This is a genomic window from Glycomyces dulcitolivorans, from assembly GCF_003265355.1.
Lineage (GTDB): Bacteria > Actinomycetota > Actinomycetes > Mycobacteriales > Micromonosporaceae > Glycomyces > Glycomyces dulcitolivorans.
The window spans coordinates 1-25,420 of the sequence record NZ_QFRW01000327.1; the positions used below are offsets into that span (position 1 = coordinate 1).

Below are 25,420 nucleotides of genomic sequence, written 5' to 3' on the forward strand. Positions count from 1 at the left end.
GCCCTGTCCCTGACCGCAGGTCACTCATGGTTTGTGGAGCGGTCTTGAAAACCGGCGTGGGCGTCAAAACCCACCGTGGGTTCGAATCCCACCTTCTCCGCCACCGCCCGCCCGCGCGAGGTCATGACAGCGCTCTGGGCAAAGTAAAGGACTCAGCACCCCGGCACGGTGCTGAGTCCAGGAATAGAGTAACCCCATGGCGCAACATGCTTCACTTCCGGGTCGGGATATTCACAGAATCGTTACCATGGCCCGCCGCTGCGAGGAGGCGGACGGCATCGCCCCCTTCAACGAGCAGACCACCCTCGGCCTGTCGAAGCACCCCGACAAGCACCGCAGGCATTTCGTTGTGCCGCTGAACGACTCGGTCATCGCGTACGCCGGCGCCGAGCTCGTCGGGGACGTCGCGGAAGCGGAGCTGGCGGTCGATCCGGGGCACCGGAACCGCGGGGTCGGCGACCGGCTGCTGACCTCCGTCCTGGACTGGGTCAAGCCCGGCGCCGTCGCTCCCGGCGCCGCCGAGCTCCGGGTCTGGGCGCACGGCGACCTCGACGTCTCGAAGCGCTTCGCGGCCGCGCACGGGTTCGAGCGGGCGCGGGTGCTGTTCCAGTTCTCGCGCGAGCTCGGGGGGTTCCCCTGGCCCGCAGCGTGGCCCGAGGGCGCGGGCAAGAACTGGCCGAAGGGCGAGGCCCCGGCCGCGGTGCTCGCCGACGGCGTCCGCCTGCGGCCCTTCAGGTCCGGACGCGACGAGGCCGAGTGGCTGCGGGTGAACGCGGCCGCGTTCGCCGACCACCCCGAGCAGGGACGCTGGACGGCCGCGGATCTGCGTGCGCGCCAAGAGGAGTCCTGGTTCGACCCGGACGGCCTCCTGATCGCCGAGGACGACGAGGGCATGCTCGGCTTCCACTGGACCAAAGTGGAGGGCGGGATCGGAGAGGTCTACGTCCTCGGCGTCGACCCCCGGGCCCAGGGCACCGGCCTCGGCCGGACGCTGACGCTGGCGGGGCTCGCCCACCTTGCGGCGCATGGCATCCAGCAGGTGGACCTCTACGCGGACGAGTCGAACACGAAGGCCGTGGGCCTGTACCGGAAGCAGGGCTTCGAGGTGGTGCGCACCGACGTGCAGTGGGCGAAGCCGCTCACGCGCGGGTGAGCGCCCCGGCCGGGTAGTCCTCTTCGCCGGGCAGGACCAGGCGGGCCTCGCCTTCACGGAGGCTCACGCGCGGCAGGATCGGCGACATCTCGCGCTGCTCGGCGGCGGCGAAGACCTCGCCGACGGTGGAGTAGCGCGACAGCTCGGCGAGCGTCGTGGCCTCGGGCATGGACATCTGGCCGCCGTACTGGCACACGGCCTGCTCGGGGCCGATCCAGGTGGCGTACTCGGGTTCGCGGACGCGGATGCGCGGCTGGAAGCCCTCGGCGAGGGTCGACACGTAGATCCAGGTGTCGAAGCGGACCTGCTCGTACTCGGGCGTGACCCAGCGGGCCCACGCCCTTTGGAGGGCGACCATCGCGCCGGTCTCCTCCTCGACGGCCCGCACGCCGGTCATGGCGACGTCGGGGTCGTCGGGCTTGTGGCGCCCGCCCGGGAAGCCGTACAGGGACCCCCTGGGGCCGTGGGAGGACCGCTCGTAGCCCGAGTCCACGTCCAGGTGCGCCCAGCGCTCGCGCGCGCCCGGACCCGGCAGGTCGGCGCGGCCGATCGCGGGGAGGCCGAACGGCTCCTTGGCGGCGTGCCGCAGCAGGAACACGCGCAGCGGGGCCTCGCGCAGGAGGACGACGACGGCGGCGCGCTCGGGTTCGGCCGGAGCGCCCTGCTCCTTGAGTCGGTCGAGGGCGCGGGCCGCCGACGCCGAGTCGACCGCCCTGAAGTCCCACTTCCCGAAGCGCTGGATGGACATGGAAGTCACGCTAGCCCAATCGGGGCCATTGCCGGTGCGCAACGGCGGAAACGGAGGCGGCCCGGCCGCCAGGGCCGGGCCGCGTCCTCGTCGCGTTATCCGAGGAACTGGATGGGCAGGTAGAACAGGGCGCCCACCAGGGCCGCGATCGGGAACGTGATGATCCAGGCGATGACGATCGACCGGGCCACGCCCCAGCGGACCGCGCGCTTGCCGCCGGTCGAGCCGACGCCCATGATCGCGGAGGTGATGGTGTGCGTGGTCGAGATCGGCGCGCCGAGCAGGAACGTGTTCGCGTACAGCACGGAGCTGGCGACGGTCTCGGCCGCGAAGCCCTGGGGCGGGCCGAGGTCGATGATCTTGCGGCCCATCGTCTTGATGATGCGCCAGCCGCCCGCGTAGGTGCCGGCGGCCATGACGGCGGCGGCGACCCAGTAGACCCACTGCGGGATGTGCGTGGCGTTGTCCTGGATGCCGCCGGTGTAGAGGGCGAGGACGATGACGCCGATGATCTTGGCGGCGTCCTGCATGCCGTGGCCGAGGGCCATCGCGGCGGCCGAGACGGTCTGCGCGTGGCGGAAGCCGCGGTTGAGCTTGTCGGGGCGCCCGCGCCGGAAGGCCCAGTAGACGGCGATCATGAACAGGAAGCCGAGCACGAAGCCGACGACCGGGGAGACCAGCGTGGGCAGCACGATCTTGTCGACGATGCCGTGCCACAGGACCCAGATGTTCGCGTCGTCGGCGAGGAGCCAGCCGCCGGCCATGGTCGCGCCGACGATGCCGCCGAACAGCGAGTGCGAGGACGAGGTGGGCAGCCCGAAGTACCAGGTGATGAAGTTCCAGGTGATGGCGCCGAGCAGGCCCGACATGACGATGAGGAGGCCCTCGATGCCGGTGGGCAGGACCACGATGCCCTCGGCGACGGTCTTGGCGACCTTCGCGCCCAGGTGCGCGCCGACGAAGTTGCCGACCGCGGCCATCGCCAGCGCGACCCGGGGCTTGAGCGCCCGGGTCGAGATGGACGTGGCGATGGCGTTCGCGGAGTCGTGGAAGCCGTTGGTGTAGCCGAACAGGAGCGCCGCGGCGATGCAGAGGAATACCGCGATGGTGACGCTGTCCACGCTCAGGATTCCTTGACGTAGACGGACTCGACGACGTTGGAGACCGACTCGAACGAGTCGCAGGCGGCTTCGAGCTCGTCGCCGACCTCTTTGAGCTTCATGACCGTCAGGGCCTCGTACTCGCCGGAGTAGAGGCGGACCAGGAGCATGCGGTACGCGCGGTCGCCGTCGTTCTCCAGGCGGTTGCACTCGACCCAGAACTCCTGCATGGACGAGTTGAGGCCCTTGAGCTTGGGCATGAACTCGACGAGGAGGTCGGCCTGCTGGCCGAGGACGGTGATCTGCTCGATCATCTCGCGAGGCAGGGCCGGGAGGTCGGAGAGGCCGTAGAGGTAGACGAGGTTCGCGGCGGCCTCGATGTGGTCGAGGATGTCGTCGAGCTTCCCGGCCAGGTGGTACATGTCCGTGCGGTCCATGGGGGTCACGAACGTGGAGTTGACCTTGTTGAACAGGCGGTGGGTCAGCTGGTCGTTGTCGTGCTCGACGTCGACGAGGCGCTCGGAGATCTTCTGGAAGTCGGGCGCGTCGTCGCCCAGCTCGGACAGGATCCCGACGCCGCGGCGGATGTTGTCCGCAGCATCGTTGAAGAAGGCGTAGAACGCGTCGTCCTGAGGCTTCAGCGAGAACCGCACCGGGCACCCCTGCTTTCGGTCGCTTTGACTGTCCTCACTGTACCGATCGGGCCAGGGGACGGCTGGAAATCGTCACGCCGAAGTTAACATCCAGGTGAACGCGAGACAAGATCGTGAAGGCGCCTGTGTGAGACTCCACGAAACCGCTCCAAGCTGGGGTTATGCAAAGGTTTCATTCGAATTCATCTAGTGTTCATCTTCGATGTATTCGGCGCTCCCGAAGCGGACACCGTCTCCCGTTCCGGGCACGTTGAAGCGGGTTCCCCGAAGCGCATGGAATATGCGGGCGCACGCGCGCACTCCGAATTCCGAGCGGACTCCGAGGTTCGCCGCGCCGGTTCAGGCGCTGTCGGCGAGCCTTCCGAGCGCGCCGGCGACCGAGTCGGACTTCGTCGTGTACCAGAACGGCGGCAGCGAGTCCCGCATGAACTTCCCGTACGAGCGGTTCGTCTGGAGCCGCGAGTCGAGGATCGCGACGACGCCGCGGTCGTCGGTGCGGCGGATGAGCCGCCCGGCGCCCTGCGCGAGCCGGATCGCCGCGGCCGGGACCGAGACCTCCGCGAAGCCCGAGCGGCCCGCCGCGTCGGCGGCCTCCGACCGGGCGGCCGTCAGCGGCTCGGTCGGGCGCGGGAACGGGATGCGGTCGACGACGACGAGGCGGCAGGTCATGCCCGGCACGTCCACCCCTTGCCAGAGGCTCATCACCCCGAGGAGGCACGTCGAGTCCTCCTCCTTGAACCGCTTGACCAGGGACCCGAGGGTCTCCTCGCCCTGGAGCAGGATCGAGTAGTCGGTCTGGGCGCGCAGGAGTTCGGCGGCTTCGGCGGCGGCCTTCTTGGAGGAGAACAGGCCGAGGGTCGCGCCGCGGCTGGCCTCGACCAGGCGCAGCAGCTCCTTCCCGGCCTCGGCCGAGAGCCCCGACGCGGTCGGGCGCGGCAGCGCGGCCGCGACGTAGAGGATGCCCTGCTTGGCGTAGTCGAACGGGGAGCCGACGTCGAGGGAGGTCCAGCCGTGCCCGTCCCCGGGCAGGCCGATGTTGCGGGCGACGGTGTCGAACTTCCCGCCGAGCGTCAGGGTCGCGGACGCGGCGATGACGGTGCGGTCCTCGTAGAGCATCGCCGACAGGAGCCCGCCGACCGACAGCGGCGCGGCGACGAGCACGGGCCCGTTGGGCTCGGCCCAGATGACGTCGTCCCCGGCGGGGCCGATGCACCGGCCCGCGGTCTCGATCGCCTCGACCAGGCCGGCCTTGAGCTGCTGGGCGCTCAGCTGCTTCTTCGTCTCGGCGTCGAGGGCGCTCAGGTGGGTCGTGGCCTTGACGCACGAGGCGTTGACGAGGTTGAGCGCCTCGGTGAGCGGCGCGGGCAGGTCGCCGGAGAAGCGCCGCTCCCCCGCCATGTTCAGGGCGTTCTCCAGCGAGTCGGCGGCCTCGCGGATCTGGTCGGCCACATCGGTGTCGATGAGGCGGCGCCCGCGCTGGGCGAGCCAGCGCAGCCGGGCCGGGTGGAGCTCGGCGCGGGCGGCGTTGGTGACGCGGTCGACCAGTTCGTGGGCCTCGTCGACGATGAGGACCTGGTGCTCGGGGAGGACCGAGCGCTCGTTCATCATGTCGATCGACAGGAGCGCGTGGTTGGTGACGACGATGTCGGCCTCGTGGGCGCGGGCGCGCGCGAGCTCGGCGAAGCAGTCGGGGCCCTGCGCGCAGTCCTTCGCGCCGGGGCATTCGCTGGAGGTGGTCGAGCCCTGCTTCCAGGCGCGGTCGCTCACGCCGGGGTCGAGGTCGTCCCTGTCGCCGGTGTCGGTGTCGTTGGCCCAGTCGTAGAGGCGCTGGACCTGCTTGGCGAAGGACGCCTGCTGCCCGGCCCATTTGAGCTGCTCGGTGCCTTCGATCGCGCCGTCGTCCTCTTCCTCGTCGCCGGCGATCTTGCGCTTGCAGAGGTAGTTGTGGCGTCCTTTGAGGAGCGCGAAGGAGGGTTTGCGGCCGAGGACGGGCGCGACGGCCTCGACCAGGCGCGGCAGGTCGACGGCGACGAGCTGGTGCTGGAGGGCGAGGGTCGCGGTGGAGACGACGACGGTCTTGCCGGTGGCGAGTGCCGCGCACAGGTACGCGAGGGACTTGCCGGTGCCGGTGCCGGCCTGGACGAGCAGGTGCTTCCCGGAGTCGACGGCGGTGGCGACGGCCGCGCACATCTCGCGCTGCCCGTCGCGGGTGGCGCCGCCGGGGGTGGCCGCGACTGCGGCGTCGAGGATCTTCAGGGCTTCGGTGTCGGCGCTCATGCCTCCTGGGCCGCCTGACGCCCGCCGTCGATCGGGTCGCCGTCGGCGTGGGCGGCCGCTATGGTCGCCTCGCCGTCGCCGAGGCCCCTCGCCTGGGCTTCGCGGCGGGCCTCCTTGAAGCGGTTGAGGGCGCGGACGGTGCCGTTGACGATCGCCAGGAGCGGGACGGCGACGAGCGCGCCGATGATGCCCCACACGAAGCCGCCCGCGGTGACCGCGAGGACGATCGCGAGGGGGTGGAGCTTGACGGCGCGGCTCATGAGGAACGGCTGGAGCAGGTTCGATTCGAGCTGCTGCACGGCCAGGACGATGCCGAGGACGATGAGCGCGTTGACGAGTCCGTTCTCGGTGCCGACGAGCGCGACGACGACGGCGACTGCGCCCGAGATGGTCGCCCCGATGATCGGGATGAACGCGCCGAGGAAGACGAGGGTGGTCAGCGGCAGCCACAGCGGGATGTTCAGCAGCCACAGGCCGAGGCCGATGAAGATCGCGTCGACGGCGGCGACGACCACGATGGTGCGCATGTACTGGACGAGCGTCGACCAGCCGGCGCCGCCGGCGTAGCGCATCGACTCGGTGGCGGGGCGCGGGAGCCAGCCGGTGAGGAAGGTCCAGATGCGGCGGCCGTCGCGGATGAAGAAGTAGGTGGTGAACAGGACCAGGAACAGGCCGGTGACGAAGTTCCCGAGGCCGGAGGCGGTCGAGCCGGCGAGGGAGAGGCCGGTCTGGACGATCGTCTCCTGGTTGACCTGGTACCAGTCGGTGATCTGGTTCTGGATGTCGGCGAGGACTTCGGCCACCTGGGCGCCGTCGAGGCCCCACGGGCCGGCTTCGAGCCAGTCCTGGGCGTCGCGCAGGCCGGTGACGATCGAGGAGTAGAAGTCGGGGACGCCCTCGATGAACTGCTGGATGACGAACGTGATGATCGCGCCGACCGCGGCGAGGCCGGCGATGAGCACGACGATCGACGCGAGGGACTTGTTCCAGCGGTGGCGGATCAGCCAGGCCGCGAGGGGCTGGAGCATCGCGGCGAGCAGGAACGAGATGACGACCGGGATGACGACCATGGTGACGCGGCTGAGCAGGTACAGGACCACGGCCAAGAGCGTCCCGATGATGAGCAGCCGCCACGACCACGCGGCGCCGACGACCAGCCCGGTCGGGACGTAGCGGCGCTCGGGGTGCTCCGGGTCGACCGGCGTGGGGTCCTCGGGCGGCAGGTCGCCGCCGCCGGCGTCCTCGGGAGCCGGCTCGTCCTCCCCGCGCCCGGCCAGAGCCCGCTCGGCGACCGGGTTGACCCGCATCCCGACCCAGAGTTGGCGGGCCCGGGCGGTCGTACGGCGGAATCGGCTCACGGTCTCTCCCAAAGACGCGGGTGCAACGTCACCACGTACCGTACCGGTTCGGTGCGACCATCCCCATCCAGCCAGCACCACCGAGACGGGGCCCGCAGGCGCCACCGCCCCAAGTTGTCGCACCCCGCAGGCACCCTTGAGCCGGGGGCCCGGCGCGCGACACGCCAGCCCCCGGGGGCCGGACCGAGGGTAGGGTGGGGCGCTGTGACCGAAACTCCGTTGGACTCGACGACCGGCCTGCCCGTGCGCCTGCTGCACGACCGCCTCCTCGTGCGCGAGGACGCCGACTCCGAGCGCCGCTCGGCCGCCGGGATCGTCATCCCCGCGACCGCCCAGATGGGCCGGCGCCTCCACTGGGCCGCGGCCGTCGGCGTCGGGCCGCTCGTGCGCTCGGTCGAGAACGGCGACCGCGTCCTCTTCGACCCCGAGGACAAGGCCGAGGTCGAGATCCAGGGCAGCACCTACATCCTCCTGCGCGAGCGCGACATCCACGCCGTCGCCGCCAAACGCGTCGACAACGACGGCACGGGGCTCTACCTCTGATGCGCGTCGCGGTCACCGGGCTCGGCCTCATCGGCGGGTCCGCCGCCCTCGCCCTCGCCGACGCCGGCCACGACGTGATCGGCCACGACCCCGACCCCGCGACCCGCGAGGCCGCCGCCGCGCACCTCCCCGTCACCGCCGACCCGGCCGACCTCCTCGACACCGACGTCGCCGTCGTCGCCGCACCCGTCCGCCACCTCGACGCGGTCGCCGCCGACACGCTCCCGGCCGGCCGCTACCGCGGCCTGGTCACCGACACCGCCTCCGTCAAGTCCGAGGCGCTCCGCGCCTTCGCCGCGCACCCCCGCTTCGTCGGCGGACACCCCATGGCCGGCAAGGAGACCGCCGGGTTCGCCAGCGCCGAGCCGGGCCTCTTCCGCGACCGAGTCTGGGTCCTGTGCCTCGAAGCGGACACCGCCCTCGGCGACTGGCTGACCCTCGCGCGCCTGTGGACCTCGATCGGCGCGCGCGTCGTCCCGGCCACCGCCGCCGAGCACGACCGCGCCGCCGCCCGCATCTCCCACCTGGAGCACCTGGTCGCCGCCGCCCTCGTCCACACCGCCGACGACCCGCTCTCCCAGGCGCTCGCGGCCGGGTCGTACCGGGACGGCACCCGCGTCGCGGCCAGCCCGACCGCGCTGTTCACCGGGATGGTCGAAGGCAACCGCGCCGAGCTCCTCGCGGCCCTCGAAGACTTCGGCGCGCAGCTCGACGAGGCGTGGCAGTCGGTCGACGCCGAGCGCGACCGCCCCGAGGCCGTCGCCGGCTGGTTCGACCGGGCCCGCGCGGTCCGCGCAGCCTGGCCGCCCGCGCCCGGAGAGGCGGAGGAGATCACCCTCACGGGGGACGCGCTCCTCGCCCTGGGCAGGGGCGGAGGGTGGGTCGAGGCCGTGGAAAGTGAGGTCGCGGTCGTCCGGCGACCTCGCGTAAAGTCCACTCCATGAGAAGAATCGATCAGATCGCCGACAAGTACGTCGAGGACGCCATCGCCCTCAGCCCGCTGTTCGCCACCTCCATGGGCGTCCCCGGACACGACCATGAGATCGACGACCTCTCGCCCGCCGGGCTCGAAGCGCAGGCCGCGCTCACCCGCCAGGCGATCGCCGACCTGGACGCCGAGGAGCCCGAGGACGAGCGCGAGCGCGTCGCCAAGGAGGCCATCCTGGAGCGGCTGCGACTCCAGCTGGAGCGGCACGAGGCCGGCGACGCCTACCTGGACCTGAACGTGCTCGCCTCCCCCGTGCACGGCGTGCGCCAGATCTTCGACCTCATGCCGAAGGACGGGAAGGTCGCCGCCGAGAACATCGCGGCCCGCCTGGCCGCCGTCACGGAAGCGTTCAAGCAGTTCACCGAGACGCTCCGAGCCGAGGCCGCCGCCGGCCGCGTCGCCGCGAAGCGCCAGGTCCTGGAGGTCGCCACCCACTGCGACAACTGGAACGGCATCAAGGGGCCCGGCACCGACTTCTGGGCGAACCTGATCAGCTCGGTGACGATCGACGGCGAGCCGATCACCTCGGGGCCGCTGAAGATCGCGCTCGGCAACAGCGCGGCCTGGGCGCGCTCGGCCACTCACAACTTCGCGCTGTTCCTGCGCGAGGAGCTGGCCCCGCAGGCACCCGAGAAGGACGCGGTCGGCCGCGACCGCTACTCGCGGGCGTCGCGCTACTTCATCGGCGCGGAGATCGACCTGGAGGAGACGTACGCGTGGGGCTGGCAGGAGCTGGCCCGCATCGAGGCGGACATGCGCGCGACCGCGGAGCGGATCAAGCCGGGCGCGTCGATCGAGGAGGTCGTGGCGTTCCTCGACCAGGACCCCGACGAGAACTTCACCGACAAGAACGTGTTCCGCGACTGGATGCAGGAGCTCGCCGACTCGACGATCGCCGACCTCGCGGACAAGCACTTCGACATCCCCGAGCAGATCCGCACGATCGACTGCAAGATCGCGCCGACCGAGGACGGGGCGATCTACTACACCGGCCCGAGCGAGGACTTCTCGCGTCCGGGCGCGATGTGGTGGTCGGTTCCCGAGGGCCAGCAGCTGTTCGGCAAGTGGCGCGAGAAGTCGACCGTGTACCACGAGGGCGTCCCCGGCCACCACCTCCAGGTCGGCCAGACCATGGCCCGCGTGGAGCTGCTCAACCGCTTCCAGCGCCAGATGATGTGGTGCTCGGGCCACGGCGAGGGCTGGGCGCTCTACTCCGAGCGGCTCATGGACGAGCTCGGCTACTACGAGGACGACCCGGGCGGGCGCCTGGGCATGCTCGACGCGCAGGCGTTCCGCGCCGCCCGCGTCATCGTCGACATCGGCCTCCACTGCGAGTTCGCGATCCCCGCGGACAACCCGTTCGGCTGGCGGCAGGGCGAGGAGTGGGACGGCGAGAAGATGTTCGAGTTCATGCGGGCCCACACCCGCACGATCGAGGACGACATGCTCACCTTCGAGACCAACCGCTACCTCGGCTGGGCCGGCCAGGCCCCGTCGTACAAGGTCGGCGAGCGCCTGTGGATGCAGGCCCGCGAGGACTACAAGGGCCGCAAGGGCGCCGAGTTCAGCCTGAAGCAGTTCCACACCGACGCCCTGAACCTCGGCTCGATGGGCCTCACCCCGTTCGCCGAGGCGCTGGCGCGCCTCTGACGACACCGTTCTCGGCCTCGATCGCGCTCAGTCGTGTTCGAGGCCGAGTTCCATTTCGGGGCTGCCGAACCAGGCGCGCAGCCGGTCGGCGCCGCGGCGCAGGGCCGCGATCTCGGCGGCGGTGAAGCCGCGGGCGCGCCACGTCTCGATCACGACCCGGTCCTTCTTCACCGCGGCCTTCCAGTTGCCGATGACCTGGCCGTCCAGGAGGATCGCCGAGTTGAACCGCGGCCGGTCCGGGAACAGGCTGCGCGGCACCGAGTGGTGCAGGACCCAGTCCTTGGTGTCGGTGTAGGAGCACAGCATCTCGTCGAAGCCCTGCACGAAGTCGACGACCGGCCCGCCCTCGACCGGCTCGGGGCGCTCGCCCGCGTAGTAGAGGACGCGGCCGTCGTGGCGCAGCTCCTTGAGGCCCAGCTCGCCGACGGCGACCTTGGCGTCGGCGACCTTCAGGGTCGCCCAGCGCGTGAAGTCCTTCACCGTCGCGGGCCCGCGCGAGTTGAAGAACCGCTCGGCGAGCGCCCGGACCGCGTCGTCCTTCCCGATCTCGCCGGCCGGGACGCGCTCCTCGAAGTTCGCGTACGTCTGCTTCCCGTCCTTCGGCGTGCCCGAGCACACCGCCTGGGTCAGCTCCGCGTGCTCCAGCAGGTGCGACAGCCGCACCCCGCTCGGATCGGGCACCCCCGCCTCGGTGAGCACCTCGACGACCTCGGCCCGGTCGAGGTGCCGCCCGCCGGCGGTCGCGGCGGCGAGCGCCTCGGCCGCGCCGTCAAGGATCTGCATGGTCAGGCCCAGGCTCCGGTTGTTCGTGCCCATGAGCTGCATGACCCGGTCGGCGGTCGCGGCCAGCAGCATCCGCAGGTCCTCGGCGGGCACGGTGTGCCAGGTCGGGCGCAGCACGTGGGTGCGCACGACCTCACCGCGGTCGATGACCGCGTCGACCGAGTCCGCACCGGCATAGGCGAGCCCGTCCCGGTCCGGCACGGCCCGCATGGCGGGCGTCAGCTTCGAGGGCTGGTACTCCTGGGACTGGACGACCCCGAGGTGCCGGAACGCCTCCAGCGGCGTCGCGAAGCGCTCGCCCCACAGTCGCTGCGAACGGGCGCGCCAGGCCGCGATGCCTGCGGGGGTGAGGTCTCCGGTGGGTGTCGACATTCGCTCATGCTAGCGGGAGAAGGCGACATGAGCCCTCCGCCGAACCACGCGCCCCAATGGCCGGAATCACGGACGAAACCTCTGCTTGACCGGGTGGACGCGGTTGCGAGGAACGGACACAATTGCGGCATGTCCCTTCCGAACGCGGTCCTCAGGCTCTCCACCGACGTCCTCGCCGACATCAACGACGACGAGCGCCTGGCGTTCGCCTACGCGCAGGGCCCGGCCCTGTCCGGGTTCGGCGAGGAGGCCGAACTCGTGTGCGTGTGGGAGACCGGCGAGGTCCCCGAGGACGCCAGCGACGAGGCGGTGCACCTCACCGTCGCGAAGTTCCAGGAGCTCCTGGCTGAGCTCAACCGCGGAGAAGGCTGGCGGCACCCCCACTCCGAACCGCTCCGGGTGATCGGCGCCTTCGCCGAGGGCACGCTCCTCGCCGACGACTCCGAGCTCGGCTCGAAGGCCCGCGCCGAGGTGACCGAGTTCCCGCAGGCCCTCGCCGACGCGTCCCGCCACGCGCTCGAAGCCGAGACCGACGCCGTTGCCGCGCGCCTCCGCGCCGCCTCGGACCACTGGGAGATCGCCGAGACGATCATCACCGGCGTCCACCGCGCCTACGTCGCCCTCTTCGCCGCCGCCGACTACTTCTTCCCCGGCCGCGAGCACCGCGCCGAATTCGTCGACCGCTACCTCCTCGGCTCCGACGTCCTCGACGCCGAACTGGCCCTCTGGACCGCCGCCGAAGCCCCCGACCGCGCCGAACGCCTCCCCGACGCCTGGCGCGCCTTCACCCGCACGGTCCTTGACAACAGCTGACCCGACCGGGACGAATGACCCACAGCACACCATCGAACCCGGTTGCAGCCTCGACGCAGCGCCAGGTAAGGTTATGCCCGGCCTGATCGAACAGATCAAGCCGCCAAGCGCCGCTAGCTCAACGGATAGAGCATCTGACTACGGATCAGAAGGTTGGGGGTTCGAATCCCTCGCGGCGCACCACCACAGAGAAGCCAGGTCTGAGACCTGGCTTTCTTGCTGTCCGCGCTCAGTCCGCATCCGCTTTCACGTGAGCGGCGAGGGCTTCGGTGAGCACGTAGGGCCGCTCTGCGGGAAGCAGTTCGCGGGCCTGTTCCAAGGCGCCGGCTTCGATGCGCTCGGCGATCTGATGGGCGAGCGGCGTGACGTCGGCGATGCCGGTGATCCACTCCTTCACGTAGCGGTGGACCGCATCACCGGAGAGTCCGATCTGGATGGAGCGGTGGTCGAGCCTGCCGAGTCGGAGGCTGCGTTCGGGGTCCCACTGGACGCGGACCAGGGAGTCGGCGAGGCGCTGCTTCCAGGCGTCGTGCGTCTCGTCCTGTGCGGGCGTGCTGCCGCAGGAGTTGGCAAGGGCCCATTCGAAGCCCTCACGCGTGATCGAGACGGCGAGGACCCGGGCCTGACCAGGCTTGGTCGCCCAGCCGCAGCGGTACATCATCCACAGGAACGAGGGCTTGATCCAGGTCATGCGGTCGCGCTTGAACGGTGAGACGAAGGTCTGCGCGGCGAGGGCCGGGTCGGCGATGTGGGGGTCGTACGCCTGGTAGACGGTGATGGTCTTGTCGTCGTAGGCCGCGCGGATCTGTCGCATCGGGGGTCGGGGGTTTTCCATGACCCGGATGTTCGCAGGACGCGGGGACGGCCGCAAGCGCGATTCGGACGCTTACCGGCGGTCGATGCCGAGGCGGGAGCGTTCGGCGGCGATGATGCGCTGCTCCAAGGGGATCGAGTCGTCGTCGAGTGTCGCCACGGCGGTGGCGGTCGCCATGGCGCCGGTCGACTTCGCGTCGCTGCGGCGGGCGTAGTGCTCGAACAGGAGTTCCTTGTGCTCCTGGACCTCTCGGATCCGGTCGTCCACGCCGTCTTTGGCGAGCAGGCGGTGCACCTGGACGCGGCGGGTCTGGCCCATGCGGTGGGCGCGGGCGACCGCCTGCTGCTCGATGCTCGGTTTCCATTGCGGCTCAGCGAGGACCACCATCGAGGCGGCCTGGATGTTCAGGCCGACGCCGCCGGCCTCGATCTGCGCCAGGATCACGGCGGGGCCTTCGCGGCGGGCGAACTCGTCGACCATGGCCTGGCGCTTCGCGGCGGCGACCTTCCCGGTGATCGGGCCGATCGCGACGTCCCCGATCCGCTCACCCACCGCCTTGAGCACGTCGAGGAAGTACGAGAACACGATGACCTTCTGGCCCTCGGCACCCGCGTCGTCGACGAGTTCGGCCAGGCGCTCCAGCTTCGCCGAGCCCGGCATGGCCGAGGAGGCGCGGCGCATGCCCATGAGGTTGCGGCGCCGGACCTGCTCGCGGTACTCGTCCTCGTCACTCCCGTTGAACTGCACCCACTCCTCGACCTCGATCTTCTCGGGCAGTTCGGTGAGCACGTCCTCCTGGTTGCGCCGCAAGTACACCGGAGCGACCGTGCGTCGGAAGTCCTCGGCGCCGACCACTTCGTCGCCCTGGCCGACCTGCTCCGCGAGGTCGGGCCGGAGGTGGCCGATGAGCGACTTGAACTCCTGGACGCGGTTCTCCATCGGCGTGCCGGACAGCAGGAGCGCCCGCTTCGAGCGGCCGATCGCGGCACCGACCGCCATGCTGCGCTTCGCGTTCGGGTTCTTGATGTAGTGGGCCTCGTCAACGACCAGCAGCGCGATCTTCGCACGCTGCGGCAGCGATTCGAGCCGGTCGATGGTGTTGAACGTCGTCACCGCGACCCCGCCGCGGCGCAGCCACTTCCGGGCCTCCTCCTCCCTGCCGGGCCCGTGGAGGCCGAACGCCTCCAGCTTCGTGTGCTTGCGGATCTCGTTGAGCCAGTTGGGGACGACGCTCGCCGGGCAGATGACGAGGCAGCGGCGCTGGCCCTTCGCAGCGAGATGCGCGGCGACCGCGAGGGCCTGGATGGTCTTGCCCAGGCCCATCTCGTCGCCGATGATCGCCCTCTTCTGGTAGATCACGTACTTCGCGCCGAAAAGCTGGTAGAAGCGGAGATCGGTACGCAGCAGCGACCGGTCGAACGGCAGCGTCTCGATCGCCTGCCGCAGGTCCTCGCCGACGAAGTCCTCGGCGCGCTCGGCGTCCTCCGCATCGGCGCCGGTGATCTTCGCGAACTGCGTGTTGACGCTCGCCGCCTGGCGCTCGTAGTCGCGCCACAGCTCATCGGAGTTCCACCGCTCGGGCCGGGCCCGGTCGAGCGCCGTGGCGAGATCGCGTTCCAGCGCATGGGTCTCGTGCTCGGCATTGACGGCCTCAAGCAGGTCAAGGCGCGCCAGCGTCTCGACTCTTCTTTTCCGCCTTGAGAAGAACATGGCCAGTCTGCTGCCGGCCCGGTCGGCCGCCGCGAAGTACGGCATCGCCCGCTCCCGGAAGCGGTGCACGGCCTCCCGCAGCTCCCCGACCGCCTCCGTCGCCGCCCGCTCCGCCTGGAGGTGCGCCAGAATCCTGGTCTGCCGCGGGTCCCGCCGCACCGGGTCGAACCGGGTTCGGGCGTCCACACGAGACCGCTCCGCCACCAACGCCGCCGCGGCCTTCACCTCGTCGACGGTCTGCGCCCCTACCCCCGGGATCTGCATCAACTGCTCATGTGAGTTCGCAAGCACGTCAGCAACCGTGGTGATCCCGGCCTGCTCCAGCTTCGCCAGCCGCAGCCCCTTGGCGACCTTCTTCAACTCCGTGACCCGCATCGTCACGAGCCGCCCGGACACATCCTCACTCGCCATCGCCGCCGCATGCCCACGCACGGCATTGCGCAACTGCGCAGGCGCGGCGGCCAGGCTCTCGTACTGCCGCAACGTCTCACGGGCACGCGCAACCTGTTCGCGAGCGCGCTCGCGGAGCTTCCGCTTGTCGGGTCGAGTGCTGGCCATGGGGACTCCAGGGGTCGGGAGGGCACCCATTGTATGAGCCGGGACGCCCCAGCGATCGTTCCCGCCGTCAACGCTGTGAAAACACCGACCGGCGTCTCAGGTTCGGCCGCACTCGGAGACGCTTGACCCATCCGGTGGCGGAACTCCGATAAGCTCTCGGGTTGTCACCGGCGCATGACCCCTTGTGCCGTCAACTGAATGAGGAGTGCGTATGGGAATCCCCGACCCGGAGGCATCCAGACAGCATCTTGAGGCGTGGAAGGGCCGGATCGATCGGCTTGCCGCCGATACGCAGGCGATGAGCGAGCAGTTCGAGGGTTTGAAGGTCGTTGCGGCCGACCCGTTCGGGCTTGCGCAGGTGACCGTGGATTCCAGCGGGAACCTGGTCGACCTGGTGTTGAGCGAGCGGACCCGGCGGATCAGTACCGAGGAGACGGCGCAGGCGGTGCTGGCCGCGATCCAGGTCGCGAAGGCGCAGATCGCGGAGCGGTCTGCGGAGATCATCTCGGAGACGCTCGGGGCGGATTCGGCTGCGGGGCAGGCGATCGCGAATCGGGTTCGGTCGCAGCTGATGCCGAAGACCGACGAGGAGGGCTGAGCGCCATGGGGAGCGGATACACCGTCGATCCCGAGGAACTGCGGGCGCACGCCAGGTACCTGGAGACGCTCAAGGAGCGGTTCGACGCGGTCATGGACGCCAGCAACTACATCGAGCAGGACGACGAGGCGTACGGGACGCTGTGCGGCTGGATCTCCGGGTGCATGGAGTCGCGGCACCAGACGCAGGACCGGATCACGTCGTACCTCGCCGAGAACTTCACCATCGCCGCGAACGCGCTGCGCGCGGCGGCCGAGGAGTACGAGACCAGCGACTCGGATTCGGGGACGGCGTTCTCGGAGCTGCGCGACCGGATGGGGGTGTAGGGATGTCCGACAACTCGCTCATCGCGCCGGTCCAGTCGACCAATAAGTGGTACACGGGGGCCGGGCCGCTGGACTCCTATCACGGCATGATCGACGCGTTCAAGTCCGAAGGCTGGGTGGACGACCTGCTCGCCGGCGGCGGGTTCGCGCTCGAAGTGGTCGGGTCGGTGCTCGACCCGTTCAGCGCACTGCTGTCGGCGGGCATCGGCTGGGCGCTGGAGTACTTCGAGCCGCTGCGGGAGATGCTCCAGGAGGTCACGGGGAAGGCCGACGTGGTCATGGCGCACGCGCAGACGTGGAGCAACATGTCCGGCGAGCTGCTGGCGATCGTCGAGGACCTGACCGCGCACCTGGACGCGGACATGCCGACCTGGACCGGGGAGGCGGCCGAGTCGTACAAGTCGCTTATGGCCCACAACGTCACCTCAGCGTCGGCTCTGGCGGCGACCGCCGAGGCGATGGCGGCCGCGACCGAGGGCGCGGGGAGCCTGGTCCAGATCACGCACGAGATCGTGCGCGACCTGATCGCCGAACTGGTCGGGCACGTGATCGTGTGGGCCGTCGAGGCGATCTTCGTGGTCACCATCCCGGTCATCGCGGCGCAGATCGTCGCGGCGGTGGTGAAGTGGGCGGGCATCATCATGGGCTACGGCATGGCCCTGGTGCAGTCGTTCACCAACCTCAAGACCCTCCTGGGGGTGTGAGGCGATGCGACGCACGCTGCGGCTCCTCCTGCTCCTCGGCATCGGGCTCGCCCTCGCGGGCAAGAAACCCGGAGGCGGCGACTCGACCCCCGGCGGAGGCGACAACGACGTCGACCCGCTCACCGGCCGCCCCAAGGACTCTGACGAACGCAAGGAACGCCTGGACTTCCAGGGCAAGAACGCCTCCACCGAAATGGCCGAGGTCCACGACACCGCCGACACCGAGGCCAAGACCGGCCGTGCAGGCGACTCCGACGGCGACGGCCAGCCGGACATCACCGACCCGCAGAAACCGGTCGAAGGCCCTGCGGCCAAGATCGATCCGGGAATGCCGAACAAGCGGCACAACCTCAATCAGATCCGGCCCAACAACCCGGCGAAGAATGAGAACACGATCGTCCTCCCCGGCACCGATGTGGCAGGGGACATCGCGGACATCAAGGCCGGGAATGCGACATGGAATCCCGATACGCAGCGGTACGAGGTGAACGGTCGAATCTACGGCATGGAAATGCCGAGCGGTACGCTCTTCCCGGTAAGCGGCGACGGATTCGTCAATCTCAACCGAGCCGAGTACCAGGTACTGAAGGAAATGATGGGAACGAATGGCGACCTGGATCAGGCCCGACAGAACATCTCGAGGAACCCGTACCTGAACCAGCCGGGAGTCTGGGATGCCGCTCTCGACGTGTTCCAGCACAGCAACCGATACCAGGGATAGGCGGGAATGGACGGATACAGCTTTCAGTTCCTGAGTCGTGTACGGCTTGAGGAGGTCGTGAGCGCGACCAGTGCGGTCTTCGGCGTTTCGGCCGACTTGATCGAGGCGCTCGATTGGCGGCAGGGCGAGGCGCATGCGGTCGAGGCGAGGGTTGAAGGGATGCCGGCGGTCCTCATCGAGCGCGATCCCGACCGGTACGGCGAGTATGTGGTCTTCAATGCCGGCGAGGAGTTCGCGTCGTTGGTCGGGGAGCTTCCCGAAGCCGCGGTCGCCTCGCAGTTGTGCGCAAGGCTCAAGGCCCGCGCGGTTCTCGCGGCTCCGAATGCCGCCTCTGATGCGCTCTGGATCCTGGTGGCGGAGGACGGGTCGTTCGGTGAGGTGCTCGTGGATGTCGATGACTTGGACGAAGGCGTCTTCACCGTCACCGGTGCCATCGAGGAGATCAAGGGGGCTCCGGAGATTCCCGTCATCGGCCTGCCGGAGGGTTTCAACCCGTATCGGACCTGAGCGCTACCGCTGGCCTCATTGCTGCAAAAGATGACGTCCTCGCAGGTTACGGGGATGAAGGCGCTGTCGTATTCCGATGGCGGCGCATTCGCACCCGATTCATACCTGCTGGTGCTCGCTGACGGCAGTTCGCTGCTGCTCACCTCGGATACGGATTGGACCCTGCGAATCGAGGACGGAAGTTGGCCCCGGCTCCCCGACTGGGCGCAGCCGCCTGAGAGCTGGCGGTTCGAGGACGCCGACGGCCCGCTGGGGACACCCGGCTTCGATTCCGTTGTGGGCGTGTCGGAGATCAAGAACGAAGTCGGCGAGGTGGCCGGGTTGCGGGTTGACTTCGACGGCGGTGCGGTCGAGTTCAAGGCCGGGGACAGCGTGACCTGGAGGGTCTTTCGATAACCACGCGGCTCGAACTACCGGGGTTACTGGAGTTGGGTGAGGGTTCGGGTTATTCGGGTTGCTTCTTTGGTTTTGAGGCGGAGTTGTACTTGGCCTTGCCAGGTGGGGTTGGTGGTGTTCAGGTCGTATTCGATCAGGAGTTGGTCGGGTTTCGGGTTGGTGACCTGGATGTTGTAGCGGGTGAGGGCGGTGATGGGGACGTCTATGTGCTTGGAGCGGCGGGCGGTGACCACGAAGCGCTTGGTGCTCAATGCGATGGCGACGACGAGGGGCTCGCGCATCCAGTTGGCGCGGCGGCCGGGGGTTTTGAGGTTTCGGTAGGTGACGGAGCCGGGGACGGCTTCGGCGAGGATGGTGAGGCCTTCGGCTCGGAGGGCCGTGTGGAGGTCGCCGGGGAGGCGGCCGGGGCCGTAGAGGAGGCGGCGGAGCGGGTTCATTTCCGCAGTGTAGTGGGCCGGTGCCGTTGCGTGGGTGAACAGCAGGTGCGCGCCGGAGCCTGGATTCGGTGGGGCACACTGGGGTCGGTTCAGGGCCCGGATCGGGTCCGGACTCTCCCTACCCCCTAGAGGAGCTACTCGTGAAGAGACGAAACTTGCTGCGGGCGCTCGCGATCGGCGCGCCTCTGGCGACGGCCGGGGCCGTCGGTGCCGGGATCGCGGCGGCGGACACCGCGAACTTCAAGGTCATCGTGACGGAGCAGGTCGCCAACAAGGTGTTCGTGTTCGACAAGAACAAGGCGTTCACGAACGCCAACGCGTACAAGTCCTGGAGCCCCGGGACGGGCGGGTGGTCGAACCTCTCCGACTGCCGCATCCGGGACACGGCCCAGTTCGGTGCGATCGGGCTGGCGGCCGCCTCGGGCGGCAAGGTCGGGATCTGGAACATCACCGACGAGAAGGACCAGGAGCTCAATGATGTGCTGTGGAGTGCCACGCCTGGTGGCAATCCGCATGCGCTGGAGCGGATCCCGAATCTCGGGGCGTTCGTCTCGGCCTCCTCGGACGGGTTCCTGACCGTGTACGCGCCCACGAAGATCTCCGACCCGTCGACGCTCGCGAAGGTGCAGACCGTGTCGCTGGCCGGTGCGCACGGCGTGGTCTGGGACCCGAACAACTCGCTGCTGTGGGCCTCGGGCGACAAGATCGTCCAGGCGTACACCGTGTCGGGCACCTACCGGAACATCCGGTTGAAGGCGTCGAGCAAGAAGGTGACGCTGTCCGGGCTCGGGCACGACCTCCAGCCCGACTTCTCGAACTCGTCGCTCATGCAGGTCTCGGACTCGTACGGGGTCTACTCGATCAACAAGTCGTCGCTGGCGAAGACCACGCTGCACACGACGACCCGCATCAAGGCGTACGTGAAGATGAGCACCGGCGAGTACTTCTACGTGCGCGGCGACAACGCCGGCTCGCGCGACTGGGGCAGCCCGACGGTCGTGTTCTCGCAGTCAGCCGATCAGACCCGGTCGGGCGCCGAATTCTACAAAGCTCGGTATTACACAACTGCTTACAACTAGGCGCACGTATTGAACGGCCAGGCGGCTCTCCGCCTGGCCGTTTTCTGTCAGCGGACTTCTACCCTGTCGCCGGTTCGCACCTTGCCCGTGGTGACGACGTCGGCGTAGAAGCCGAAGCACGTAGCCCGGCCGTAGCCCGGGACCTCGATCCGGTGGTTCGCGGCGAGGGTCTTGAGCAGGCCCGGGTCGGCCGGGGCCGTGCCGTGGGCGATCGAGGGGATGATGCAGCGGGGGGTCGGGAGGGTGACTTCGAGGAGCACGTCGTCGCCGATGGCGATCTGCCGGCCCGGTTCGGGGTCGGCGGGGAGGTCGAGGATCAGGTTGGGGCGGAAGCGGGTCGGGTCGACCGCGGCGCCGTGTTCGGTGCTCAAGCCCTCCAGGGCGCCGGTGGTGACGAGGTGGAGGGGCCCGAAGTCGAAGAAGCGGCCGTCGGCGGCGCCGCCGACGCGTTGGACGGTCTCGCTGCCGGGCTCGGCGTCGGCGGCCCATTCGGGGATCATGCCGGGCTCGTCGGGCCACCAGTGGTGCCGCTTGACCTCCTGGGGCGCGGTCCGCGTAATGCGGATCGGGCGGCCGAGCCAGGCGGAGAGGGCCGCGTCGGCCTCCGGTGTGCCGGCCGTGACGGGGGCGCCGCCGGGGACGGTCAGCAGAACCTCGGAATCCGAGTCGTCCTGTCCCGCAACGTAGGTCGCGGTGACGTCGAGGAGCGAGCCCCACAGCTTCGGCTGCTTGCCGGTGCCGATGGTGCCGTCGGCGTCGAAGCACGCCCAGGTGCGGTCGCCGTCCAGGCCGCGCTTGCCGATCGCGGTCTCGGTCAGGTGCTCGGCGGCGGCGGACTTGAGGGGGTGGCGGCGGATGGCGGCGAGTGTGTTCACGACAGCATCGTAAGCCCGCTGACCGTGCGACCGGCTAGGGCCGGGCCCCGACACCGGCCCTAAGACTCGGCCGGGTAGTAGAACAGCACCGGCGACTCCTTGATCTGGGCCGGGAGTTCCACGGTCCATTTCGTTTCGCCCTGGTAGTCGATGAAGCTGACGTCGGCGTCGGAGCGGCTCACGTAGCCGTCCTCGTGGAGCGACGTGCAGGTCGGCGAGCCCTCAGAGCCTGCCGCTTCGCCGGTGTCGAGGTCGATCACGCGAGTGCCCTCCTGGGCGCGGATCGTGAAGCCTCCCTTGAAGGCGCCGTAGGGGCCGTAGTCGTCGACCACGCACGCGTACCGGCCGGTCGGGTCAACGCCGACGAGGCCGATCGTGAGCGGCTCGGTACCGGTCAAGCCCCCGACCCGGATCGTCTCCAGCACGGTTCCCTCGGCGTCGATCCGGTACAGCTCGCTGACGGGGAGGTTGTGGTACAGGGCCTGGGCGGTGCCGTCGTCGGCGGTGTACCAGCGCAGGTGGCAGCCGACCGGTTGCAGGTCCACTGTGGTGGGAAGTTGGCCGGCGGTCGGGGAGTACCACTCGGTCGCGCCCCACGCCTGGACCGGCATCGGGGTCGTGTCGTCCTGGGCGGTACTGGATTCGGCGCCCCAGACGGCGCCGCGGTGGACAAGGAGGGCCGAGCCGTCGGCGAGCCAGGTCGGGTCGATGCAGGCGTGGTCGAGGGGGTATTCGGTCGCGGTGGTGATCTCGCCGGAGGCCAGCTCGCCGAACTTGAGGACCGCGTTCGGTGAGGCGCCTTCGATCCACGCGGCGGTCTGCTGGCGGGGGTCGATGCTCAGGGACGCGCGCAGGACGGTGCCGACGTCGCCTTCAGCAGTCCAGACGCCGCTGAGGTCGAGGACGGGTGCGGCGGCGGGCTCCTGGTCGTGGGCCGGTGCGGCGGCGGAGTCCCAGCGGTAGAGGAGGTGGTCGTCGCCGATTCCGTAGAAGACTCCGGCGTCGGTGCCGCCGCCCGCGACCTGGTCGCAGGCGGTGGCGGCGAGGAGGCCGAGGGCGGCCGCGGTGGCGGCCAGGCGGGTCCTGCGTCGGATCATGGTGTCCTCCTTCGTCATTCGGCCCGGTAGGCGCCGGCGTCCTGGTCGGCCATGCCGTGGCGGGCGATGAGGTCGAGCCAGACGAGGTAGTTCGCCGAGGACGCGGTGGGGTCGAGCTCCTCGGTCTTGAAGGCTTTGCGGAGTGCTTCGAGGCCCTTCTTCGTCTGCGGGCCGAAGTCGCCGTCTATGGTCACTTTGGACATTCCGGCGAGATCCCTTGCAGCCCATTGGATGATCGTGGTGTCGGTCTGGTAGTCCCAGTCGGCGGCGACGGCGCGGCGGCCGCGGTCGACGTGGATGTGGTTCCAGTGGGAGCCGTCGGGGTCGTTGTAGCAGTGCAGGACCGTGCCGAAGTGCTTGCGGCACACGGCGATCACGGCGAGGTAGCGGCGGCGGAGGTAGCGGCGGGCCTTGCCGTGGACGGCGGTGTCGACGAAGAGCTCTTCGCCCCAGTTGAAGTGGGTGAAGTCGATGGCCGCGCCGTAGCGGTGGTAGCCGGGCTTGCAGACCTTCGCGCCGGCCACGCCGGTCCACTGGTAGGGCCAGGTGCCGCCGTTGTAGCCGTAGGTCCGGCCGAGGGCGTCGAGGTCGCGGACCACGCGTCCGGCCTGCTTGTGGGTCTCCGCGTGCATCGTGAACGAGGTCGCGGAGGGGTGGACGCCGAAGCCGTCGCCGGTGAAGGCGGTCCGGTAGCGCATCTTCCAGGCCGTGGCCCACAGCCAGTCGCGCGTGACGTCGGGGAGTTCGCAGCTCGATCGGGCGAACGCCTTGCCGCTGCTGGGGAATGCCATCGGTCCTCCTCGTCGTTATAGATTCCCTGTCGCTATCGATTCCCTCTGATGTGGATGGTCGTGCCGTCGGTCTCCAGCCACAGGCCCCTGCGGCCCGGGACGGCGAGGATCTCGCCGAGGCAGGCGCAGTCGAGGGCCGTGCCGCCGAAGGCGGTCTCGGTGCGAGCGTCGTCGGTGAAGCGGGTCTCGGTGATCGCGCCGTCCTTGTCCGAGTAGAGGCTGACGTGGGTGTCGTCGGCGACGGCGGCCATGGGGCGGCCCGCGTTCGCGACGGTGCCCGCGGGGGTGAGGGCGAGGCCGGTGGATTCGGTGAGGCGGCCGGTGTAGGCGTACTGGGTGCCCGCGCCGTCGGCGACGGCGGCGAAGAGGCCGCGGTCGGTCTCGGCGAGGACGGTGCCGTTGCCTTCGCCGAGGCCGGTGGCGAGCTGCTGCTCGGTCCAGGTGCGGCCGCCGTCGTGGGAGACGGCGAGGTGGCTGCGGGAGAGGATGGTGAGGTGCTCGTCGGGGCCGCCTTCGACGGCGACGGCGAGGCCGCCGCCGAACGGGGTGACGGCGGTGGCGAGGCCAGAGCGGATCCCTTGGGGGACGGGCAGGTCGACGTATTCGCCGGCGCCTTCGTCGATGCGGACGAGGGCGGGCCGGGCGCGGTCGGGGGCGAGTTCCCTGGCGCCGGTGAGCCACAGGGTCGCGCCGGTCGCGGCCATCGAGTGGGGCGTGAAGTCGGCGGGCAGGGGCAGCGGGAGGGGCGGGCCGAGGACGCCGGTCACGGTGCCGTCGGCGGCTTCGGCGGGTTCGAGGACGCGGAGGACATGGTCGGAGGCGCGGTCGGAATCGGTCTCGGCGGTGAGGACGAGGAGTTCGCCGCCGCGCCCGGTCCAGCCGGTGGCAGCGGCATAGATGTGGGGGGCGGTTGCTGCGCGGGCGGGGCTCGCGGCGGCGGCCGCGGCTCCGGCGAGGAGGGCGGCCGCGCCGGTGAGGACGGTGCGGCGGGTCAGGCGTCGCGTGGGGCCCGTGTTCCCAGAGATGGCCATGGGAGCACTATGACCAATGATGACGGCTTATTCGGTCGAACCGCGAACTTTCATTCCATAGTGGTATTGCGTTCCGGATCGGTCGTGTGCTCAGAGCCAGACGAGCGCGGCCAGGCCCGCGGTCGTGGCGGTCACTGCGAGGACCGCGCCGGTCGCGGCGAAGCGCCCGAGCGGGACCCGGATCCGCTGGTCCTCGGGGACGCCGGGGCGGCGGCCGGTGACGAGGTCGAACCAGAGCAGGGTCGCCATGGAGGCCCACGGCAGGATCAGCGGGCCGACGTTGGTGCCGATGAGGACGCCGAGGAGCGCGTCCCCGCTGCCGTGCGGAACGACCGATTCCACGGCGGCGTAGGCGGGCAGGTTGTTGACGAGGTTCGACAGGCCCGCGCCGGTGAGGCCGGCGCGGAAGACGCCCGCGTCGCCGGCGCCGCTGCCGGCGAGATGGGAGACGAGGGCGTCGCCGCCGTGGCGCATGACGGCCGGGACCAGCAGGAACAGGCCCGCGGTGAGGACGAGGAGCCGCCACGGGATGAGGTGCCAGGAGAGCAGGTCGCGGCGGCGCCGGACGCAGTGGGCGACGAGGACGGCGGCCGCGGCGGTCGAGACGATCTGGATGGGGACCTCGGCGACCACGGCCAGGACGAACCCGGCGCAGACCGCGGCAGCGGTCCAGAACAAGCGTCGGTCGCGGATCGGGAGCGGCTCGGCGGGGACGAGATAACGGTCCCGTTCGCGGTGGCGGCGGCGCCAGAAACCGACCCACAGGCAGAGGGCGGTGACGGCGAGGACCGCGAGCTGCGGGGCCCACATGCGGGCGGCGAACGCGAGGGGGTCGAGGCCGATGCGGTCGGCGGCGAGGAGGTTCGTCAGGTTGGAGACTGGCAGGAGCAGGCTCGCGGTGTTCGCGAGCCAGACCGTGGTCATCGCGAGCGCGAGGGCCGGGGCGCGGGTGGCGGCGGCGAGGGCGAGCATGACGGGCGTGAGCAGCACGATCGTCGTGTCGAGGTTGAGGAAGATCGTGGTCGCGGAGGCGAGGAGCACGCAGGCCGCGAACAGCGCGGCGTGGCTGCCGCGGGCGAGGCGGGCGAGGCCCAGCGCGGCGACGTCGAACAGCTGCGAGGCCTGGACGATCGCGACCATGACCATGACTGTGCCGAGGAACAGCACGAGCGGGGCGACGCGCCCGAGGCTCGCGAGCGCGCCGTCCGTGGGAAGCGCCCCGGTGGCCCAGCACAGCAGCCCGGCGGCGAGGACGCCGAGGCTGACCAGGTCGAGCCAGTCGAGGGCACGCCGGACGCGCGTCGGGGTTTCGGTCACCGGGCCAATGGTAGGAACCGA

General features: G+C 70.1%; 26 protein-coding genes and 1 tRNA gene. 13 read left to right on the top strand and 14 right to left on the bottom strand.

Going from position 1 to position 25,420, the window contains the following annotated elements; translation table 11 throughout:
- Positions 1-196: 196 nt before the first annotated feature.
- Positions 197-1,153: a mycothiol synthase gene (gene mshD / locus DI269_RS25065; RefSeq protein WP_112141107.1), complete on the top strand. Its 957-nt coding sequence runs from the start codon at positions 197-199 to the stop codon at positions 1,151-1,153.
- On the opposite strand, the gene DI269_RS25070 is transcribed toward mshD, so the two are convergent.
- The 5 genes from DI269_RS25070 to DI269_RS25090 form a co-directional block, all read right to left on the bottom strand.
- Positions 1,140-1,901, bottom strand: a complete 762-nt coding sequence (locus tag DI269_RS25070; RefSeq protein ID WP_112141109.1) for an NUDIX hydrolase — start codon at positions 1,899-1,901, stop codon at positions 1,140-1,142. The genes mshD and DI269_RS25070 overlap by 14 nt on opposite strands.
- A 95-nt stretch (positions 1,902-1,996) precedes the next feature.
- Positions 1,997-3,022 carry an inorganic phosphate transporter gene (locus tag DI269_RS25075; RefSeq protein WP_112141111.1) on the bottom strand — a complete coding sequence of 342 codons (1,026 nt, stop codon included), beginning with the start codon at positions 3,020-3,022 and terminating at the stop codon, positions 1,997-1,999.
- 2 nt (positions 3,023-3,024) lie between these two features.
- Entirely contained in the window at positions 3,025-3,654 is a 630-nt protein-coding gene (locus DI269_RS25080; protein ID WP_112141113.1) for a DUF47 domain-containing protein, read from the bottom strand.
- Between the two features lie 339 nt (positions 3,655-3,993).
- Positions 3,994-5,931, bottom strand: coding sequence for an ATP-dependent DNA helicase (locus DI269_RS25085; protein ID WP_112141115.1), 1,938 nt, complete (start codon positions 5,929-5,931; stop codon positions 3,994-3,996).
- Positions 5,928-7,289 (bottom strand): AI-2E family transporter, encoded by a 1,362-nt coding sequence (locus DI269_RS25090; protein ID WP_112141117.1) that lies wholly within the window; start codon positions 7,287-7,289, stop codon positions 5,928-5,930. Before DI269_RS25090 ends, DI269_RS25085 begins: the two co-directional genes overlap by 4 nt.
- Positions 7,290-7,493: 204 nt before the next feature.
- On the opposite strand from DI269_RS25090, the gene DI269_RS25095 reads away from it, so the two are divergent.
- The 3 genes from DI269_RS25095 to DI269_RS25105 are packed head-to-tail and all read left to right on the top strand — an operon-like array spanning position 7,494 to position 10,470.
- Entirely contained in the window at positions 7,494-7,832 is a 339-nt protein-coding gene (locus DI269_RS25095) for a GroES family chaperonin (RefSeq protein ID WP_112141118.1), read from the top strand.
- Positions 7,832-8,776, top strand: coding sequence for a prephenate dehydrogenase (locus DI269_RS25100; RefSeq protein WP_112141120.1), 945 nt, complete (start codon positions 7,832-7,834; stop codon positions 8,774-8,776). The genes DI269_RS25095 and DI269_RS25100 overlap by 1 nt, the downstream gene beginning before the upstream one ends.
- Positions 8,773-10,470, top strand: coding sequence for a DUF885 domain-containing protein (locus DI269_RS25105; protein ID WP_112141122.1), 1,698 nt, complete (start codon positions 8,773-8,775; stop codon positions 10,468-10,470). Before DI269_RS25100 ends, DI269_RS25105 begins: the two co-directional genes overlap by 4 nt.
- A gap of 27 nt (positions 10,471-10,497) precedes the next feature.
- Here the strand turns inward: DI269_RS25105 and DI269_RS25110 are convergent, their stop codons facing one another.
- Positions 10,498-11,625, bottom strand: coding sequence for a winged helix DNA-binding domain-containing protein (locus DI269_RS25110; protein WP_112141125.1), 1,128 nt, complete (start codon positions 11,623-11,625; stop codon positions 10,498-10,500).
- Between the two features lie 129 nt (positions 11,626-11,754).
- Here DI269_RS25110 and DI269_RS25115 point away from each other — a divergent pair, with 129 nt between their 5' ends.
- Positions 11,755-12,438 (top strand): hypothetical protein, encoded by a 684-nt coding sequence (locus tag DI269_RS25115; RefSeq protein WP_112141127.1) that lies wholly within the window; start codon positions 11,755-11,757, stop codon positions 12,436-12,438.
- 107 nt (positions 12,439-12,545) lie between these two features.
- Positions 12,546-12,621, top strand: a tRNA-Arg gene (locus DI269_RS25120).
- Positions 12,622-12,667: 46 nt separating this feature from the next.
- Here DI269_RS25120 and DI269_RS25125 read toward each other — a convergent pair.
- Positions 12,668-13,252, bottom strand: coding sequence for a DUF4291 domain-containing protein (locus DI269_RS25125; protein ID WP_232822899.1), 585 nt, complete (start codon positions 13,250-13,252; stop codon positions 12,668-12,670).
- Positions 13,253-13,324: 72 nt separating this feature from the next.
- Complete coding sequence (locus tag DI269_RS25130; RefSeq protein WP_198667741.1) at positions 13,325-15,373, bottom strand: DEAD/DEAH box helicase; 2,049 nt, start codon at positions 15,371-15,373, stop codon at positions 13,325-13,327.
- Between the two features lie 358 nt (positions 15,374-15,731).
- On the opposite strand from DI269_RS25130, the gene DI269_RS25135 reads away from it, so the two are divergent.
- From DI269_RS25135 to DI269_RS25160, 6 genes are read left to right on the top strand one after another with little or no spacing between them, the layout of a single operon-like run.
- The gene (locus DI269_RS25135) at positions 15,732-16,118 is read left to right on the top strand and encodes a YbaB/EbfC family nucleoid-associated protein (RefSeq protein ID WP_112141134.1); all 387 of its coding nucleotides are present in this window, start codon (positions 15,732-15,734) and stop codon (positions 16,116-16,118) included.
- A 5-nt stretch (positions 16,119-16,123) separates the two neighbouring features.
- Positions 16,124-16,444 (top strand): type VII secretion target, encoded by a 321-nt coding sequence (locus DI269_RS25140; RefSeq protein WP_112141136.1) that lies wholly within the window; start codon positions 16,124-16,126, stop codon positions 16,442-16,444.
- A 2-nt stretch (positions 16,445-16,446) separates the two neighbouring features.
- Positions 16,447-17,148 (top strand): WXG100 family type VII secretion target, encoded by a 702-nt coding sequence (locus DI269_RS25145; protein ID WP_112141138.1) that lies wholly within the window; start codon positions 16,447-16,449, stop codon positions 17,146-17,148.
- A 4-nt stretch (positions 17,149-17,152) separates the two neighbouring features.
- Complete coding sequence (locus DI269_RS25150; RefSeq protein WP_112141140.1) at positions 17,153-17,869, top strand: hypothetical protein; 717 nt, start codon at positions 17,153-17,155, stop codon at positions 17,867-17,869.
- 6 nt (positions 17,870-17,875) lie between these two features.
- Complete coding sequence (locus DI269_RS25155) at positions 17,876-18,376, top strand: hypothetical protein (protein ID WP_112141142.1); 501 nt, start codon at positions 17,876-17,878, stop codon at positions 18,374-18,376.
- A gap of 54 nt (positions 18,377-18,430) precedes the next feature.
- Complete coding sequence (locus DI269_RS25160; RefSeq protein ID WP_157975197.1) at positions 18,431-18,772, top strand: hypothetical protein; 342 nt, start codon at positions 18,431-18,433, stop codon at positions 18,770-18,772.
- 23 nt (positions 18,773-18,795) lie between these two features.
- On the opposite strand, the gene DI269_RS25165 is transcribed toward DI269_RS25160, so the two are convergent.
- Positions 18,796-19,209: a hypothetical protein gene (locus tag DI269_RS25165; protein ID WP_112141146.1), complete on the bottom strand. Its 414-nt coding sequence runs from the start codon at positions 19,207-19,209 to the stop codon at positions 18,796-18,798.
- Positions 19,210-19,349: 140 nt separating this feature from the next.
- Here DI269_RS25165 and DI269_RS25170 point away from each other — a divergent pair, with 140 nt between their 5' ends.
- Positions 19,350-20,288, top strand: a complete 939-nt coding sequence (locus DI269_RS25170) for a DUF6528 family protein (RefSeq protein ID WP_157975198.1) — start codon at positions 19,350-19,352, stop codon at positions 20,286-20,288.
- Positions 20,289-20,335: 47 nt separating this feature from the next.
- Here the strand turns inward: DI269_RS25170 and DI269_RS25175 are convergent, their stop codons facing one another.
- The 5 genes from DI269_RS25175 to DI269_RS25195 form a co-directional block, all read right to left on the bottom strand.
- Positions 20,336-21,163 carry an MOSC domain-containing protein gene (locus tag DI269_RS25175; protein ID WP_198667742.1) on the bottom strand — a complete coding sequence of 276 codons (828 nt, stop codon included), beginning with the start codon at positions 21,161-21,163 and terminating at the stop codon, positions 20,336-20,338.
- Positions 21,164-21,222: 59 nt separating this feature from the next.
- Positions 21,223-22,260, bottom strand: a complete 1,038-nt coding sequence (locus DI269_RS25180) for a hypothetical protein (RefSeq protein WP_157975199.1) — start codon at positions 22,258-22,260, stop codon at positions 21,223-21,225.
- Between the two features lie 14 nt (positions 22,261-22,274).
- On the bottom strand, positions 22,275-23,051 hold the full coding sequence (locus DI269_RS25185; RefSeq protein ID WP_112141154.1) for a hypothetical protein: 777 nt from the start codon (positions 23,049-23,051) through the stop codon (positions 22,275-22,277).
- 32 nt (positions 23,052-23,083) lie between these two features.
- The gene (locus tag DI269_RS25190; protein WP_112141156.1) at positions 23,084-24,082 is read right to left on the bottom strand and encodes a hypothetical protein; all 999 of its coding nucleotides are present in this window, start codon (positions 24,080-24,082) and stop codon (positions 23,084-23,086) included.
- 90 nt (positions 24,083-24,172) lie between these two features.
- Entirely contained in the window at positions 24,173-25,399 is a 1,227-nt protein-coding gene (locus DI269_RS25195) for an ArsB/NhaD family transporter (RefSeq protein ID WP_112141158.1), read from the bottom strand.
- Positions 25,400-25,420: the final 21 nt, after the last annotated feature.